Below are 14,549 nucleotides of genomic sequence, written 5' to 3'. Positions count from 1 at the left end.
ATCGCACACAGTTCTTACAAGTTTCGTACTGGTCTATATCGTCAAACTCTTTACCCATCAAATCTCAAATGGATCTTAGGAGGTTATGATATGAGCAAAACGATCTTAGTGTATGCCGAGAACCGGGATGGAAAGCTGCGTCAGATCGCTCTCGAGACGCTCGGCGCAGCTCGTTTGATTGCAGGTGACGGCGACAGCATCCGCGTTCTGGTTGCGGGGTCGAATATTACGGAAGCTGTATCAGCTTTGAACGACTATGGAGTTGATACGATTTATACTATCGAGCATGATGATCTGGAGAACTATAATCCTGAGGCTTATATGGCAGCCATTGGTGCCGTTATCGACCGGGCGCAGCCGGATGCCGTCATCTTCGGGCATACCGCCATTGGCCGCGATTTAGCCCCGCTCGTCGCGGCTTCCCTGAATGCGGGACAGATTTCCGATGTGACTGCGATTGAAACTGAAGACGGAGAGGCAGTGTTCACCCGTCCGCTTTACGCAGGTAAAGCTTTCGAGAAGCGCACCTTTCAGAGTGGTCCTTGGGTGGTCACGGTGCGACCGAACAATATTCCCGCTGCGGAAACCATTGAAGGCGTGAACGTCAGTATAGAGGATATTGCTTACCCGGCTCCTTCTCTTCGTTCCGTGGTAAAGGACGTTGTCCGCAAAACCACGGGAAAAATCGACCTTTCGGAAGCCAAAATCGTGGTCTCCGGCGGACGCGGTGTGAAGAGCGCGGAAGGCTTCCAGCCGCTGGAGGAGCTTGCGGACCTGCTCGGCGGCGCTGTGGGTGCATCGCGCGGTGCCTGTGATGCCGGCTACTGCGATTACGCGCTCCAGATCGGACAGACCGGTAAAGTGGTCACGCCAGAGATCTATATTGCCTGCGGCATTAGCGGCGCCATTCAGCATCTGGCCGGCATGAGCCAATCCCGGGTCATTATCGCCATCAACAAGGATCCGGAGGCACCGATCTTTAAAGTCGCCGATTACGGCATCGTTGGTGATCTGTTTGACATCGTCCCGCTGCTGACACAGGAATTCCGCAAGGTGTTGGTATCCTAGCACTTATTAACGATCCTACGATAACAAACTCAGATAAAAAGGCTGTTCCAGAGGTCCGAGGGACCTGGAGCAGCCTTTTACTTCGTAAATTTTGTACCTGCACACCCTTTCGACTTATGGATCATTCCTCTGGCCGACCAGCCATCCAAGCATGCCCCGAACCACGCATCGTGCGCACGATATATGGACAGCCACAACTACTGGATGCGACACAGGCACTCGTCTACCACCTTTAAGATTCAAATCGTTTCAACAGCTTCTGTTGATGGGCCACAAAGGCTTCTTCCAATGAGATATCGTACAGATCCGCCAGCAGCGAAATATTGCCGAGCACGTCGCCGATCTCTTCCACGAGATCCTGCTTCAGCCGTTCCCTGGACTGAACCTCTTCATCAGGGCGATCCCTGCCAATCTCATAAGCTCGGACGGCACGGGCCGTCTCCCCTGTCTCCTCCATTAAAAACCCCATTCGGATAAAGGGACCATATTCGGTCCAGCCCCTTTCACCGTAAAACTGTTTGATCCATTGCTGTGCTTCATTCATGTCCATTACCGTACTACCTCCGTGATTCCTTGGTATGGGGCCAAAACCCTTTTTTACACAATTCGAGATCAAATCCATGATAAAAAGAACATTCATGCCATAGAATAAGTAGATGCTATGAAAACGTTGGAATGAAAGATAGCCCAACGATGCCATGACATAAATCACTATATATAGTATAATTACTCAAATAAAATATCAACATCTGGTTAAGGAGTGTGTATTTTTGAAATCTATATGTGTATTTGCAGGGTCGAACCTGGGTGAGCATCCAGACTATAAGGCAAAGGCGGCTGAGCTTGGCAGGCATATTGCCCACAATCAATACAAGCTCGTGTACGGCGGCTCCAATATCGGATTGATGGGTGAAGTAGCGAATGCCGTCCTGCAGCATGGCGGCGAGGTGATCGGCGTGATGCCCAAAGGGCTGTTCAAAGGAGAGATCGTACATACCGAGCTGACCCAGCTTATTGAAGTAGTCGATATGCACGAACGCAAAGCCACGATGGGCAAGCTGGCTGACGGGTTTATTGCTCTGCCGGGCGGTTTTGGAACCTATGAGGAGTTATTCGAGGTATTGTGCTGGTCCCAAATCGGTATTCATCAGAAGCCAATCGGGCTGCTGAGTATCCAGGATTATTATGAACCGTTCATGAAGCTGATTCAGCACAGCATTACCGAGGGCTTCTCTAATTCATCCCACTTGAACCTGATCAACATATCAGAGGACCCGCTTAAGCTGCTTGAGCTCATGGACAGCTACACGCCTCCGACACTGGAGATGAAGTGGAAGGACCTGGATTAGAGAGAATCGCAGCGGTCGATAAATGCTGGCAACCGTCCAGCCAGAGCAACCTAAACCAGTAGATTGCATCACTCCTCTGAGAAAAAGAAAGAGAGCCAGCTAAAATGCCGGCTCTCTTCATAACTTGTAAGTTCTATATTTTGCTGATCTTTAACAGCGAATTGCCGTTCTTCATAAACTCATATGGCACGTTGACTTCCGTCACCCGTAAGCCTTCTGCCTCCAGCTCGTGGATCAAGCGATCCAGGTGGGCATAACGGCTCCCTGTTAAATCAGTCAATGGGAATATGCGCACCTCCTCCGAGGCAACTCGCAGCAGTTCCCGAACCGTTTGAATATGAAAGTCATAATCCAATCGGTCACTGTACATAAACAGAAAATGAGCCGACAACACCAGGTGAAACTGCTCATCGTCAAAAGGCAGCTCCGGGAGGACCGCAGCGACATATCGATCCGGAAATTCTCTCATATCCCGAACGCAGTCACGGAGTGCTTGCTGGCGAAACTCGCACAGTCCCGGCACATCTCCATAATAATCCCACACATAATTGCTCTTCGCCCGCTCCATCGTTTCCATCGCATGCTCGATATCCTGTTGTCCCTTGGCCTCCAGGTCATCCAGCCTGTGATCATAGGCAATATCGCTGGCCGTAACATCAAGCCCCAGCTTCCGTCCATGAGCGGTAAACGAACACGCACCGGAAGGGCAATCCAATATCCTTTTGCCGGCTAGCTCTGGTAATTGCAAATCAAACATATGCGTGTATTCTTCGAACGTGCGTCCGATGAACACCACCCGATCCAATTCCTGCTTGGTCTTGCCTTGACTCTGCTCAACTCTACTCATCTCTACTCACCTCAGCTATGATTTGGTGCGGATGCGGCAGCTCCTGCACACTCCGCAAGTATATATTACCATAATATGGAGTTAGAGATAAGAATATTATGATTCCTGGTTGTACTTTTTAAGAAGATTAATTACCTCATTCAGATCATCTGTTTTCAAGACGATTTCTTTATCATTCATCAATACAACCATCGGAAATCTCGTAAGTCCTAAGGCATCAGCCTTCTGCCTGTCGGTCTCATCGTCCCTTACATTATGTAATATGGTAGCCTGTAAAGCCTTTCTATCAGCATCGGACATATGGACCTCTTCACTCCACCATACAACATGAGTCTTCTCATTCGGTCCATCTGCGGCATTCGCATCTTCATAGAAATAATGAATTCGTAATTCATCTTGCCCTTCAGCGAGCAGTTCCTCAGGTATTTCTATCTTGTTCAAACCGGAACATCCAATCACCATCGCCAAGACGAGCCCGGTTAAAAGACTCTTGAACTTCAAAATCTTCAAAATCCCGTCACCCCATTACACATGTTCTATTTATACTATAATATAGCTAACTAACTTTCTTCGGAGGAGATTTTCATATGCTGTCTTATCCTGCGGCTACGACCAGGGAAGAGAAAATGAACATCATTCATCACATCAAAGACCGGCTGCTTCAATTGCACGGTGATGACATTCTTGCCATTGGTCTGTACGGTTCGATTGCCCAAGGAATTGATGGCCCCTACTCGGATATTGAGCTTCGGGTTGTTACGCAGGACGGAGTCTCCCTGCCAGGGCATGAATTCATATATCCCCCTTTCAAAATCGAGATCGGCATGAAACAAAAACGAGACATCCTCAAGGCAGCCGCGTCTGTGGATGACTCTTGGGCTATTAAAGCCGGCGCCTATGTACATCTGCAGGAAATCTACGATCCGGGGAATCTGCTGGCTGAGATTCGGAAATTGCCCCTAGAGATTTCAGATGAGGCTATTAAAGAAACGATGCGGGAATTCATGATTTGGGAGCCCTACGAAACAATGGGCAAAATCCGAAACAACTTCCAGTCCGAGAACCATAGCTATCTACCGCTTGGCGCCAAGGACCTGACCTGGCAGACAGCCAAGCTGATTGGACTTGCCAACCGAACCTTCTACCATACAAGAGCCCGAACGTTGGAGGAATCCCTGTCCCTCCCATCCCGGCCCTCCGGTTATGATGAGCTAACGCAGTTGGTCATGCGCGGACAGCTTTCCGAAACCGATCATGTCTACGAGCTGTGCGAACAGCTCTGGACCGGACTAAACGCATGGTATGAACAAATGAATATCGAATATAAATTAAAAGAGCTTCCATTCTGATGGAGGCTCTTTTGTTAGGGTGGATACCCATCGATCTCAATCTTATATTGACGCATGTCATATTTTGGAACTACGCTGGTAAGGGGCTAATTATTACATACGATGAAAGATCATACCGCGAGAGACCCTGAATGATCATATAAGGAAGTGAATATGTACCATGCAAATTCAATTAAGCAGACCGCCGGACCACAGACCTCCCTATTGGCTGCCGCTCACCATCATCCTCAGCGTCATCCTCTTCATATCCATCTTGCTGTGGTTCGAGAAACCGCCAGAACCCAGAGGCATCGATGCACCCGCAACTGAATTCTCGGCTGAGCGTGCGATGGCCCATGTAGAACAGATCGCACAGCAGCCTCATCCGATGGGTACGCCTGCCAATGCCGAAGTCAGGGCTTACCTAGTAGAGCAGATGGAACAGCTCGGCTTGAATCCGGATGTTCAAGAGTTTAATGACCGACTGAAAACCAAGTACGTCGACGCCGATATCCAGCTTACGAATATTTTGGGTGTCATCAAGGGAACGAAGCCAGGCAAGCCGCTCCTGCTCATGTCCCACTATGACACGGTCCCGATGGCCCCTGGAGCAAACGATGCTTCCGTAAGCGTAGCTTCACTGCTCGAGACAGCGAGAGCCATTCAAGCCGGCCCGCCGCCGCAAAATGACATCTGGATTCTGCTCACAGACGGGGAGGAAAGAGGGCTGCTAGGGGCTGAAGTATTCTTCCGTGACCCCAAGCATCAAGACATAGGTATGATTGCGAACTTTGAAGCTCGGGGATCGAAAGGTTCGTCCTTTATGTTCCAGACCAGCGAGGGTAATGATCGAATCATCGAAGAATTTGCCCGTGCCGTACCTAACCCGGTGAGCAACTCGCTGCTGGTAGACCTCTACAAGCAGCTGCCGAATGATACCGATTTAACAGTTGCGATTGAGCATGGTCTCCCAGGACTGAACTTTGCCTATGGTGATGGATGGGTAGCCTATCATACGCCTATGGACAATGTGGAGAATGTTTCTTTGGAGACCATGCAGCACCAGGGCGAGAATGCGCTCGCCGTTGCCAAGCATTTCGGCAATCTCGACCTGGATGGCTTGTCTTCCACAAGCGACCGAATTTACTTCAATATGTTTGGCCTGCTGGTTCATTACCCTGCGCAGTGGGCCTTGCCGATTACCATCTTGTTTGCTTTAATCTGGCTGGCGTTTGCGGTATTGTACACCCGTATTTCGAGATTTACCCTTAAGGGAAGCCTGATCGGTGTGCTGGTTCCGCTCCTGAGCGCAGTACTCTCTACGGCAGTGAGCTATGGTTTATGGATACTGATTTACAAGTTATGGGCAGGAAAAATGACACAGTACTCAGGCGCAGGCGCAACCTATGACTCGTTCCTGTATAGTGTCAGCTTCATACTCATCACGCTTATCATTCACGTAGCGTCTATCCGCTGGATTCTTCGAAAAGTTAATGAATTGGAGATGCTGCTGAGCGGGGCTTTCTTGTTCCTGCTGCTGCTCATTGGCTCAACCTGGTTCCTGCCGGGCGCAAGCTATCTGTTTGCGATTCCGCTGCTGGCCCATTTCATAGTTTTAACATGGGCGATATTCACCCGGGATCCACTGGAATCTTTAAATCATCCGGTTGTCGTGCTGGGTACAGCGCTGGTTCCTGTACTCATGTTCGCTTCTGTGTTCCATATTTTATTTATTTTGCTGCAACCTGGGATACATCTGTTCAGCGTTGTACTCGTCGCGTTGATCCTTGCCTTGATGTCCCCGGCTGTTCGAATACTGGCGCATTCCTGGAAATGGGTACTTCCGGCTGCCTTCTTAGCCATCATCGTGCTGCTCGGCATCGGATGGAGTCAGGCTGAACCAGGACCGGATCGTCCGGTTTACGAGAGAAGATAGCAGTCTATGAAACCGGATCGGGGCGTGTGATACGAGATATAGATTAATCAGGTTCCATACGATATGATAGGTGGAAAGAACCGGTAACAAAACGGCTATTCCTCCCTCATTACATTCATTTATGACTTGCTGAATCAACAGAGAGGAAATAGAACAACCATGAAAAAAAGGATTATGATCATGTCTGCAACAATCATCGGAGTGCTAGCTGTCATTATTGTCGCAGCCAGCTTCTATTTCTATAACGTCGCTATTGCCCGTGCCGACAAGGACTTTCTGAACGGGAACCCGGACCTGGAAGCCAATGCGAACATCGACAATCCCTTTGCGGACAGCAAGGATTGGTGGGCCAGGCAGAGCTTCGAGGAATGGAGTCTGGCTTCAGACGACGGTTTGAAGCTGCATGCTTACTATTTACCTGCTGAAACGGCTACGGATAAAACGGCCATTATCGCGCATGGATATTCTGGCCATTCGGAGCAGATGAGCGCCTTCGCCCAAATGTACCATGAGAACATGGGTTATAACGTCCTTATCCCTGATGCGCGCGGTCATGGAAAGAGCGAAGGTGATTACATCGGCTTCGGCTGGCCGGAACGTAAGGATTATGTAAAATGGATCGACCTTGTCATCCAACATACGGAGAAGGAAGAAGACGCTCAAATCGTTCTTCATGGCGTGTCCATGGGTGCCGCAACCGTCATGATGACCAGTGGCGAGGCGCTTCCTACGCAGGTCAAGGCCATTATCGAGGACTGCGGGTATACCTCGGTCACGGATGAGCTGAGGTATCAGCTGAAGCGCATGTATAAACTTCCGTCCTTCCCGTTGCTTCAATCCACGAGCCTGTTGACCAAGATCCGCGCCGGATACTCCTTTGGCGAAGCCTCCGCGCTGGAGCAGGTGAAGAAATCCACAACACCGATGCTGTTCATTCACGGAAGCGGTGACTTGTTCGTACCTGCCGAAATGGTGTATGAACTGTACGACAACGGTCCGGAGCATAAGAAGCTGTTCATCGTTCCCGGTGCAGGCCATGGCATGGCGCGCCAGTTTGATCCCGAAGGGTACGACCGCGAAGTGACGGAGTTTATCGGCACGTATGTACAGTAAGAGAATGAAACGAGCAATACGTTCATTGGTGAACAACACGACCAATTAGAGGAAATAGAAAGAGCAGTCCTAATGGGCTGCTCTTTCCTTAGATTAACTCAAGCATCTGCTGGAGGAAGACCACTATCAGATTTACTATGCTCGCTATAGTAGAGTATAAGAGATCTGCGATACGGCTCTTTTATGCGACCATACATACAATTACATTTTGAAAATCTGCACATTATTCATTTTACCCATTATCGAGTAAGGCGGTTTTATCATGAATGCATCCAGAAATCTATATATCTCCATGCTCATCGCTATCGTTGGTATCGTCCTGTATGTCTTATATGCTAACTTCATTTATGATCCTCAGGCAGAGCAATTCCTAAGCCGGAAGGAGGGGCTAAAGCGCGAAGTAGCGGTTACTGCCTGGCTGAACGCCATGTATGTGCATGTTATTTTTGCCTGTGCAGCCATGGTTAGCGGTGCCTCCAACTTCTCAAATAAAATGCTGCGTCGATATCCAACCTTTCACCGGACGAATGGCTACATCTATGCTGCTTCGGTTTTGGTTGTGGTGTTGACCTCCGGCTATATGGCTCCTTATGCTACTGGCGGCAAGCTAACGAGCATCCCGTTTAATCTGCTTAATATCATCTGGCCTGGCTTAACTCTTCTTGCGATTATTCAAATCAAAAAAAAGCAGATACATAAACATCGCCAATGGATGGTTCGGAGCTATGCCTTCTGCTTCACCAATCTATTCATTCATTTCTTTGAGGCTATTTTCGATAACGGATTCGGCTTCGATTACAAAACGAGTTACGCCCTCGGCGTGTACTGCTCAATTGGCGTACTCTTCCTGCTGGGCGAGTTAGTGATACGGACCGTGTATCGTACTCCTCCGACAATCACGATGCAGCCTCGGGCAACAAATCCATGATACCGGACTAGGTCACGAAATTTGATGTATACATACGACGATCAATCATGGAGCAGTCACGTACTATAAGCCAGTAGCGGTGGACGTTCTGAACATGATCCGCGAGCTGAGCTGCCTATACAGTGAAGAAGCCGCATAACAGCATGCGGCTTCTTCCTTCAACTCTCCTACTTATACTTCGTAGCCTCGTATTCCCGGTCTCTTCCCCTCAGTCAGCATGCCGTTAATGCGCTCAATTAACTGCGGCAGCTCCCGCATGGTCCGAATAGTAAAATCGGCCCCATGCCAGATGAATGTCTGTTCAACTTTTGTAATGGCGGCTTCGCGCTCTGATTCCGACATGTCTTGGAACTCATCCATGCTCAGCCCCATTTCCGAGCTGCCAATCACTACGCCAACCGACCATACACCTGCATTCACGCCCTCCTTGACGTCGGAGACGGTATCTCCTACCTTCACAACTTTCCATGAAGCGGACAATTGGAGGGCCTCCATATTCCGATAGATCATATATGGATAAGGTCTTCCCTTAGAGTGGGTGTTATCCGGCGTAAAATAGATGTCGGGGCTGTAGCCTTTTTGCCGTGCATTCGCAACCACAACTTCCATCATGCTGCTCGTATAACCCGTTGTGGAGCCAATCTTCAGTCCCTGAGCCTTCAAGGCCGCAACTGTCTCGATGACACCCGGAATCGGGTCCGTATACTCGGATAACGAAGTCATCAAGGCTGGCTCAAATTCCGCATACAACCGCTCTACATCCTGTTCATCAAAAGCTCTGCCATACTTCGCTTCCCATAGTGCGGACACTCTCGGCATGGACAGCATGGCACGAATATGATCGATCTTCAGCATGCCCATCGGCGCTCTCGCTTCCTCCATCGTCACTTCAATGCCAGCGTTCTTGAAAATATCAACAAACACGTTCACAGGCGCAAAGCAACCATAATCTACAGCCGTTCCGGCCCAGTCCAAAATGACGCCTTCGATTCGGTTCATTGTGCCGTCACCCCCATATATTCTTCGATGATATGACATAATTGCTCGATATCCTGTTCGTAAATCTCCCCGATATTCCCGATGCGGAAGGTGTCCACGTCGGTCAGCTTGCCCGGGTATATCACATAGCCTCTTTCTTTAATATAAGCGTAAAAGTGCTCAAAGCTAAACCCTTCGCTCGGGAATAGGAACGTGGTGATGATCGGGGATTGCTTGTCATCGGTAATATAAGCCTGGATACCGATCTGTGCCAATCTCTCCCGCAGCAGACGGTTGTTTTTCTGGTATCTGCTGAACCGGGCAGGGACGCCGCCTTCTTCATACAGCTCATCCAGCGCTCTGGAGAAAGCCGCCACGACATGGGTCGGCGAGGTGTAACGCCATTTGCCGTCCTGGTCCATCCCCTTCCATTGATCGTACAGGTCGAGCGCCAAGCTGCGCGCAATTCCTTCGCAGGCCGCAAGCTTCTCGAGCTTGGCGATGACAAAGCCGAATCCCGGAACACCTTGAATACATTTATTCGCACTGCTGATCAGGTAATCGATCCCGAGACCTTGAACATCAATTTCCATGCCGCCAAAGCTGCTCATTGCATCGATGATGAGGGTTTTTCCATATTCTCTGGACAGACTTGAGATCAATTCCAATGGGTTCAGAATGCCGGTCGTCGTCTCACAGTGAACCATCGCGATATGCGTAATCCGCGAATCCTGTTGAAGTCTGGCCCGCAGCTCCTCCTCGCCTGGATGCTCATCGTAATTCAACTTGTATTCCGTGTAGTTCAGTCCGATATACTCCGCCATCTTCACGATCCGCTCGCCGTAAGCGCCATTCGTTACGATCAGCACCTTATCGTCATTTGAAATGGTGGACGTCATGACGGCTTCGACAGCAAACGTGCCGCTTCCCTGCATTAGTACGGCAGTATATTGTGCTGGATCAGCCCCGGCCAGTGCCAGGAGCTGTGATCTGATTTTTTGCGTAATCATTTTATATTCATTGTCCCAGGTGCAGCGGTCCACGAGCATTTCTTCTTTTACCGCCTTGGTTGTCGTCAAAGGTCCCGGTGTCAACAGCTTGTAGATATTCATGATCGTATCACTCCTAAGTTGGCTTATTGTTTGGATCCATTGAAGAATTGCTGATGCTCTTCCAGCAGCTCTACGGTCAGCGGCTTCTCGAAGGTCATCGAGTATGCAGGTTTATTGACTTCATCGACGCTCTCCCCTTTGTACAGAGCCACCGGATAGTTCATGATCAGGTCTTTTCTGGCATCCTTCACGATGATCTCGGCCATTCTCATGGCTGTGTCTGTTGTTGCATTCTTCTTGTCCACTACCGCAACCGACTCCGTCAGCGAGAAGTTTCCTTCGATTGGATCCACATAATCAATCGGTGCACCGTCAGCTTTGGCTGCTACCGCCTGATGCCGAAGTCCGAATCCGGCCGCCACTTCACCCGCCTTCACCTTCTTGATTGGACCGGAGCCGGAGCTCTCCAGATGCGGCCCAACATTGGCAATCAGATCTTGAAGCACCTGGCGTCCGGTTTCCTGGCCGAATTGACTGATGATCGCCTGAACCAGCAGCCAGCCAGTGGAGGAATCCATAATATTCGGAATCGATACGAGCCCGCTGAATTCCGGTTTGGTCAGGTCGATGATGGAGGTTGGCATCGGCAATCCTTTGTCCTTCAGTACTTCTGTGTTCACGAAAATGGAGCCGGTATTCGCCAGAATTGGCGTGTAATATGCCGGATAGGCATCAACGGCGCCTGTATCAAAATCCAAATCCTTAAACATCGCATGCTTATTCTGCGAGCTTTCGATAAAATAGGAGCTCATCGTGATGAGATCGGCCTCGATTTTGTCCCCCTCCGCCATCAGCTTGCCGCCGAGTTCAGACGTGCCCAGGGACTGCACCAGATACTTTCCTTCATACCCGGCATTTTTCAATGAGGTTTCCATGGCAGCGACAGCCTCTTCATCTCCGTTGGTATAGATGACTACTTTCTTCGCTTCCCCCGAACTTCCACTGCTGCAGCCCGCCAGGGCAAACACCATACTGATTGCGATTAATGACAGCAGCATTCCTTTAAGCGTCTTCATCATGATTAACTCCACTCCTTATATTTTTTATATTTGAAAATGAGGTGAAAAGATGAGTTAGCCAGTTTATCCAATTGTCAGAATGGCAGATGATGATTCCGACACAGCGCTTTCTGTTCCATCTGTGCTAATACCCAGCGGAGAGGACGGAATCGTATTGGAGAAGCGTATGCGTTCGCCTTTGTCGGCCGATTTCTACTTTGAAGTCAACTTAATCCGAGAAATCTGCAGACAACAGCGATCGGAAATACGATCCGGCATCGCAGCGGACTTGGACGCAATGGCCACTCACCGCTGCATCGTTCTCCTCTGCCATGCGTCACATACCAGCTTGATAATCAGATTCGTGAAGAAGATCAGCATCGACAGCACGAAGATCTCGTTAAACTTGGCGAAATGCTGCAGCTCTTTGATCTTGCTGGCGACGAGCGACGTCTGGGCGGATACGAGAAAAATGATGCCGCTGATCGTGACCATGGCGTTGATGAAATAGTAGCTGAACATCTCAATGACGGTAGATGCCGAGTTCGGCATGATCACCCGATGTACGGTCTTGAACCAGCTGTCACCGAGTAGCTCCCCCGTTGTTTCCCAAGAGGGATTCATCTTGGACAGGGAGTTTTTGGCCATCAGATATGGCGTTGTAAAAAAGTGAACGATATTACACAGGACGATTATGATGAAGGTGCCCTTCAGGCTGCTCCCATTAAAGAAGAGCAGATAGGATATTCCCAGCACCATGCCAGGCACCGTATTAGTGATCATAGACACCATGTCTACCGCAGAGCGGGCTTTTAAGGACGTACGCACATTCAAAAGTGCTGATCCATACGCCACCAAGGTACCGAGCACCGCCGTCAAGAAGGCGACCCAGAGGGAGTTGCGGTATACCCCTGTCAAATCACTTGATTGGAACACGTCCCGTACATGTTTGAATGTAAAGGTCATGTCATACGGGTAACTGCTCAGCCATGGCGCAATGAACATCACAACAAATACGGATAGCATGCCAAACACAATAACCGATGATAGTATACCGAAGGCGATATCCCGAACTCGCTGCCGCGGCAGCTCGATATCCGACAGCTTGTCATAGTGGAAGTTCCATTTTTCCAAATAGTTCAGCAGCCAGATGCCGAACACGGCCGGGAGCAGCATGATCACCGCAATGGCAGCACCTTGGTCGAAGTCCGGAATGGAGCCCAGCATCACCTGATACAGCTGCGTTGCCACAACCGGATAGGTACCGCCAACCGAAGCCGGAATCCCAAAATCCGTAAAACTCAAAATAAAGGACAGGACGAAGGCTCCGCCAAGCGCTCCCGCGAGGGGGCGCATAATCGTATTCAGGAAACTTCTCATCGTTCTGTCACCCATTAACTTGGAGACAATGATGAATTTTTTATCGATATACTTGAACGCATTATGGATCAGCAAGAATACTGGGGGCAGGGTGTAGATGATATAGCCTATCAGCAGACCGTTCCATCCGTAGATCTCAAACCAATTGCGCCCGGTAAGCCGGGTAATCAAGCCCTGGTTGCCGAACGAGTACATGATGGCAAACCCATATGTAATCGTTGGGAGCAGCATCGGGACCATGATGACGGTTCTAAGCAGGCCTTTGACAGGCCGGTATATTTTGGTGCAATGAATGGAATACGCCAGGATGAACCCCAGAACAGTTGTGATCGCTGCTGTTACTCCCGAAATCTTCACACTGTTACCGATCGCCGTCAGGAATTCCCGATTCGACCCCATAGAGACATAATGCTCAAACGTAAATCCTTGATCGGAACCAAAGGAGCGGACCAGCAATACAAGCAGCGGCAGGAACAGAAACACGGCGAACAATAACAGGATGACGGTATAGATGATCCGCATTTCCGGCTTCACGTTACACATACTGCTCACCGAGCAGATTGTAGATGTTCTGCCTTTTGATGTGCAGCTGCTGGATAATGAACTGCTTCACAAAATCGTTGCTCGGATGATGGACGATCTCCTGAGGTGTGCCGAATTGGGCAATCTGCCCCTGATCGATAATGAGGATTTTGTCCGAGAGCGTCAGTGCCTCCTCCGGGTCATGCGTCACAATGATCGTGGTCAGCTTGAACTCCCTGGCGATCGACTGAATCCGCTGCTTGATCGATTCTTTGATTACCCCGTCCAGCGCGCTGAGCGGCTCATCGAGCAGCAGAATTCTCGGTTTCGTGACCAGCGTTCTGGCCAGGGCTACCCGCTGTTTCTGCCCTCCTGACAGTTCACCGATCCGCTTGTTCAAGTGCGGCTGAAGCTCCAGGAAATCGATATATTCCTGCACCTCCTGCTGACTTACGCTCCCCTTCTTGTTACGCAGACCGTATACAATATTGTCGTAGGCATTCAGATTGGGGAATAAGGCATAATCCTGAAAAACGATATTGAATCCCCGTTTCTTCATCGGCATATTGCTCAGATCTTGACCCTGGAATATGATCCTTCCCTGATCCATCCGGGTGAGTCCCAAGATAATATTCAGTAATGTGGTCTTTCCGCTGCCGCTTGGCCCCAGCAGAGATACAATCTCGCCAGCGCCGATTTCTACATTGATGTCATCCAAAACCACTTTATCGTCGAATTGTTTGCGAATATGCTCCAGTTTCAGCAAACGGCTCACCTCCCTTAAACACATCCTCAGTATAGAAGCCATATGTAAATAAAAATCAGGAAGACTGTAAAAGTTAAGTAAATTATGCATATATCATTCATAATTCAATACTAACTGTTGACTATGTTCATCCATGCCTAATACATAACTTACGAACAATATAGGTAAATCTATTGATCTTGAGGGGGCGAATCGGTAAACTAGACATGAAATGCAGGCACCAA

General features: G+C 49.4%; 14 protein-coding genes. 6 read left to right on the top strand and 8 right to left on the bottom strand.

Features of this window, described 5'->3' with window-relative positions; all coding sequences use genetic code 11:
* Positions 1-90 precede the first annotated feature (90 nt).
* Positions 91-1,068 (top strand): electron transfer flavoprotein subunit alpha/FixB family protein, encoded by a 978-nt coding sequence (locus ABEQ74_RS07485; RefSeq protein ID WP_430121058.1) that lies wholly within the window; start codon positions 91-93, stop codon positions 1,066-1,068.
* Positions 1,069-1,300: 232 nt separating this feature from the next.
* Here ABEQ74_RS07485 and ABEQ74_RS07480 read toward each other — a convergent pair whose 3' ends face one another.
* Positions 1,301-1,618, bottom strand: coding sequence for a MazG nucleotide pyrophosphohydrolase domain-containing protein (locus ABEQ74_RS07480; RefSeq protein WP_430121056.1), 318 nt, complete (start codon positions 1,616-1,618; stop codon positions 1,301-1,303).
* Between the two features lie 220 nt (positions 1,619-1,838).
* On the opposite strand from ABEQ74_RS07480, the gene ABEQ74_RS07475 reads away from it, so the two are divergent.
* Positions 1,839-2,417 carry a TIGR00730 family Rossman fold protein gene (locus ABEQ74_RS07475; protein WP_430121054.1) on the top strand — a complete coding sequence of 193 codons (579 nt, stop codon included), beginning with the start codon at positions 1,839-1,841 and terminating at the stop codon, positions 2,415-2,417.
* Positions 2,418-2,550: 133 nt separating this feature from the next.
* Here ABEQ74_RS07475 and ABEQ74_RS07470 read toward each other — a convergent pair whose 3' ends face one another.
* On the bottom strand, positions 2,551-3,264 hold the full coding sequence (locus ABEQ74_RS07470; RefSeq protein ID WP_430121052.1) for an SAM-dependent methyltransferase: 714 nt from the start codon (positions 3,262-3,264) through the stop codon (positions 2,551-2,553).
* A gap of 96 nt (positions 3,265-3,360) precedes the next feature.
* Complete coding sequence (locus tag ABEQ74_RS07465; RefSeq protein WP_430121050.1) at positions 3,361-3,774, bottom strand: hypothetical protein; 414 nt, start codon at positions 3,772-3,774, stop codon at positions 3,361-3,363.
* Positions 3,775-3,851: 77 nt separating this feature from the next.
* On the opposite strand from ABEQ74_RS07465, the gene ABEQ74_RS07460 reads away from it, so the two are divergent.
* The 4 genes from ABEQ74_RS07460 (at position 3,852) to ABEQ74_RS07445 (ending at position 8,569) form a co-directional block, all read left to right on the top strand.
* A complete protein-coding gene (locus ABEQ74_RS07460; RefSeq protein ID WP_430121048.1) occupies positions 3,852-4,613 on the top strand; it encodes a kanamycin nucleotidyltransferase C-terminal domain-containing protein in 762 nt (253 codons plus the stop codon).
* Positions 4,614-4,773: 160 nt separating this feature from the next.
* Positions 4,774-6,528: a M28 family peptidase gene (locus ABEQ74_RS07455; protein WP_430121046.1), complete on the top strand. Its 1,755-nt coding sequence runs from the start codon at positions 4,774-4,776 to the stop codon at positions 6,526-6,528.
* A 159-nt stretch (positions 6,529-6,687) separates the two neighbouring features.
* Entirely contained in the window at positions 6,688-7,641 is a 954-nt protein-coding gene (locus ABEQ74_RS07450; protein WP_430121044.1) for an alpha/beta hydrolase, read from the top strand.
* Positions 7,642-7,903: 262 nt separating this feature from the next.
* Positions 7,904-8,569, top strand: a complete 666-nt coding sequence (locus ABEQ74_RS07445; protein ID WP_430121042.1) for a DUF2306 domain-containing protein — start codon at positions 7,904-7,906, stop codon at positions 8,567-8,569.
* A 171-nt stretch (positions 8,570-8,740) separates the two neighbouring features.
* Here the strand turns inward: ABEQ74_RS07445 and phnX are convergent, their stop codons facing one another.
* The 5 genes from phnX to ABEQ74_RS07420 form a co-directional block, all read right to left on the bottom strand.
* The gene (phnX, locus tag ABEQ74_RS07440; protein WP_430121040.1) at positions 8,741-9,568 is read right to left on the bottom strand and encodes a phosphonoacetaldehyde hydrolase; all 828 of its coding nucleotides are present in this window, start codon (positions 9,566-9,568) and stop codon (positions 8,741-8,743) included.
* Positions 9,565-10,659, bottom strand: coding sequence for a 2-aminoethylphosphonate--pyruvate transaminase (phnW, locus tag ABEQ74_RS07435; RefSeq protein ID WP_430121038.1), 1,095 nt, complete (start codon positions 10,657-10,659; stop codon positions 9,565-9,567). Before phnW ends, phnX begins: the two co-directional genes overlap by 4 nt.
* A 23-nt stretch (positions 10,660-10,682) precedes the next feature.
* Positions 10,683-11,678, bottom strand: coding sequence for an extracellular solute-binding protein (locus ABEQ74_RS07430; protein WP_430121036.1), 996 nt, complete (start codon positions 11,676-11,678; stop codon positions 10,683-10,685).
* Positions 11,679-11,963: 285 nt separating this feature from the next.
* Positions 11,964-13,580, bottom strand: coding sequence for an ABC transporter permease subunit (locus ABEQ74_RS07425; RefSeq protein ID WP_430121034.1), 1,617 nt, complete (start codon positions 13,578-13,580; stop codon positions 11,964-11,966).
* Complete coding sequence (locus ABEQ74_RS07420; RefSeq protein WP_430121032.1) at positions 13,573-14,325, bottom strand: ABC transporter ATP-binding protein; 753 nt, start codon at positions 14,323-14,325, stop codon at positions 13,573-13,575. Before ABEQ74_RS07420 ends, ABEQ74_RS07425 begins: the two co-directional genes overlap by 8 nt.
* Positions 14,326-14,549: the final 224 nt, after the last annotated feature.

It is taken from the genome of Paenibacillus solani (assembly GCF_050475945.1).
Classification (GTDB): Bacteria; Bacillota; Bacilli; order Paenibacillales; family Paenibacillaceae; genus Paenibacillus_AQ; species Paenibacillus_AQ solani_A.
The sequence above is the reverse complement of the archived record's forward strand: the minus strand, read 5'-3'. Positions and strand labels throughout refer to the sequence as shown.

Bases quoted from the DNA above. Each gene is read 5' to 3' on its own strand.
- ABEQ74_RS07485 (WP_430121058.1), top strand. From the start codon at position 91: ATGAGCAAAACGATCTTAGTGTATGCCGAGAACCGGGATGGAAAGCTG.
- ABEQ74_RS07480 (WP_430121056.1), bottom strand. From the start codon at position 1,618: ATGGACATGAATGAAGCACAGCAATGGATCAAACAGTTTTACGGTGAA.
- ABEQ74_RS07470 (WP_430121052.1), bottom strand. From the start codon at position 3,264: ATGAGTAGAGTTGAGCAGAGTCAAGGCAAGACCAAGCAGGAATTGGAT.
- ABEQ74_RS07460 (WP_430121048.1), top strand. From the start codon at position 3,852: ATGCTGTCTTATCCTGCGGCTACGACCAGGGAAGAGAAAATGAACATC.
- ABEQ74_RS07455 (WP_430121046.1), top strand. From the start codon at position 4,774: ATGCAAATTCAATTAAGCAGACCGCCGGACCACAGACCTCCCTATTGG.
- ABEQ74_RS07450 (WP_430121044.1), top strand. From the start codon at position 6,688: ATGAAAAAAAGGATTATGATCATGTCTGCAACAATCATCGGAGTGCTA.
- ABEQ74_RS07445 (WP_430121042.1), top strand. From the start codon at position 7,904: ATGAATGCATCCAGAAATCTATATATCTCCATGCTCATCGCTATCGTT.
- phnX (WP_430121040.1), bottom strand. From the start codon at position 9,568: ATGAACCGAATCGAAGGCGTCATTTTGGACTGGGCCGGAACGGCTGTA.
- phnW (WP_430121038.1), bottom strand. From the start codon at position 10,659: ATGAATATCTACAAGCTGTTGACACCGGGACCTTTGACGACAACCAAG.
- ABEQ74_RS07430 (WP_430121036.1), bottom strand. From the start codon at position 11,678: ATGATGAAGACGCTTAAAGGAATGCTGCTGTCATTAATCGCAATCAGT.
- ABEQ74_RS07425 (WP_430121034.1), bottom strand. From the start codon at position 13,580: ATGTGTAACGTGAAGCCGGAAATGCGGATCATCTATACCGTCATCCTG.